Annotated in this window: 2 protein-coding genes; both read right to left on the reverse strand. The window is 64.9% G+C overall.

Annotated features, from left to right (window positions below; genetic code table 11):
- Positions 1-53: 53 nt before the first annotated feature.
- Complete coding sequence (locus tag VFE81_RS20715; RefSeq protein WP_325046386.1) at positions 54-860, reverse strand: SDR family oxidoreductase; 807 nt, start codon at positions 858-860, stop codon at positions 54-56.
- A gap of 298 nt (positions 861-1,158) precedes the next feature.
- The coding region (locus tag VFE81_RS20720; RefSeq protein ID WP_325046387.1) for an NlpC/P60 family protein at positions 1,159-2,112 on the reverse strand (954 nt) is incomplete at its 5' end.

The raw sequence follows: 2,112 nt of genomic DNA on the forward strand, positions 1-2,112 counted from the left end.
AATCCATACGTCTTTTCAGGAAAGCCTCAACCCCAAAGCCTCAAGCGCGCCGCTCAGATCAGCGGCGTGCTGCCTCCATCCATCGGGACGATTGCGCCCGTCACATAGCTCGCGCGGCGGCTCGCCAGAAACAGCGCGACGTCCGCGATTTCCTCCGGTTTTGCATAGCGTCCGAGCGGCACTTTAGCCTGCCCGCGCGCTAACGCATCCGCGCTTTCGATGCCTTGCTGCGACGCTTCCAGCTTGACCGCTTCTTCGACGCGCTCGGTCAGTGTCGAACCCGGATTGATCGCGTTGATGCGGATGCCGTAGCGCGCGTAGTAATGGGCGAGGCCGACGGTGGCGAGCATCAGCGCGGCATTGGCAGCGCCGCCGGCGATATGGATGTCGCTCGCGATCTTGCCGCCCATACCGATGATGTTGACGATCGTACCGGGTGCGGCGCCGTCGCCGGCCTTCACGCGCTCGGCCATGCGCCGCAACACTTCCTGCTGTGGGTAGATGTAGGGGAAATACTTTGCTTCCATGGTCGCGCGGAACGCATCGGCGTCCAGCGTTTCCGGGTCGTAACGACGGGCTGCGCCGGCGCTGTTGATCAGCACATCGATCGGGCCGACTGCGGTGCTGACTTCCTCGACGATGTCCGCCGCACTGTGCGGTTCGTGCAGGTCGGCGCGGGTCCGATGCACGTGCAAGCCCTCTTGCTTCAACTGTTCGTAAGCGCGCGCGAGATTGGCGGGGTCGCGTGAAACGATCGCCACTTTCGCCCCCTCGAGAGCAAACGCTCGGGCGCAGGCGAGCCCGATTCCTTTGCTGCCGCCTGTGATCAACACTACCTTGTCTTTCAGCCCGAGATCCATCGTCACCACCCGCTGTCAGAAGAATATCGATGACGATAGCAGATCGGCAGCGCAGCGGGGATGGACTGGCTCGTGGAGTGGGGTGTGGGCGCAGCCGCATGACTAACCTTAGCCTGGCACGGCAAGGATCCTGGGTCATGAGCTACGAGTCACCGGTCGCAGGTCACCGGTCGTCGGCCACGGTAACCACAATCCACAATCCGCGAGCAGTGAGCAGTGAGCAGTGAGCAGTGAGCAGTGAGCAGCGAGCAAGAAGCCGGCTCAGGTAATCGCCGCCGGTCCGTACCGGGCAACGCCGTTAAAAGTTGCCGTTGGCGAAGCGTGCGATTGGGTCGTCAGTGGTTTGCGTGGGGGCAGGGATGCCACGCGACGCCGTCGAGGCGCGCATGATCTGCACGCCTCCATTCCCATCGGCTTGCTGAGCCTGTTGCGCCTGGCGCGCGGCGACTGAAGCGGGTGGAGGCGGTTCGAATGCGTCGGCAGCGGCGTCGATCGGATCGGGGGCACGAGCGGCAGCCGTTGTCGGTTCGGCGCGTACAGCCGCAGTCTGCTGCTGATTCGCAGCACCCGCGGCAGCGTCGTACGTACTCGCTTGAGCAGCCTGGACGGGCGCTGGAGACACCGCGCCCGCCGCGCGCGCCTGTATCTGCGCCGCACTCATACCGGGCGGCGGGGGTTCGAACGGGTCAGCTTGTGGCGATGTTGCAGCGGTGGCTACCGGAGGCTGGGCGGTTGTTGCCGTCAACGGCGCACGAATGGTTGCCGCGACACGAGCCGTTTGCTGCGGCGCCACCGGATTCTCTGCATAGCCCGAAGCTTGCGGCGCAACGGAGGCGGCCGCGTAGCCCGAAGATTGCGCTGCCACCGCGGCGCCGGCATAGGCCGGCGCTGTCTGCGCCACCGGCGCGACGCGCTCGGGCTGAGGCGCGGCAGCCTGGTAGCTCGGTGTATCAAACGGTGTCGGTGTCACAGCCGGCGCTGCCACACGACGAATACCGTCGAAGCGCTTGGCCCAATAGGGATTGGTCAGATAGTCGAGCCGCACGGTGCCACCGGTCGACGGTGCGTTGACGAAGCGCAGCTTGCCCACATAAATGCCGACGTGCGAATGCGCCCGCCCGGTCGTATTGAAGAAAATCAGATCGCCCGGCGCGATTTCATCCGGTTCGATCGATTCGCCGCGGCCGCTCATATCCGCAGTCGTCCGTGGCAGATTCACGGATGCCGCGCGCGACACGACATAGCGCACCAA

The sequence above is a fragment of the Paraburkholderia sp. genome (assembly GCF_035656215.1).
In the GTDB taxonomy this organism is placed as follows: domain Bacteria; phylum Pseudomonadota; class Gammaproteobacteria; order Burkholderiales; family Burkholderiaceae; genus Paraburkholderia.

Excerpts from the sequence above, each read along its gene's own strand:
- VFE81_RS20715 (WP_325046386.1), bottom strand. The coding sequence starts at position 860 with ATGGATCTCGGGCTGAAAGACAAGGTAGTGTTGATCACAGGCGGCAGC.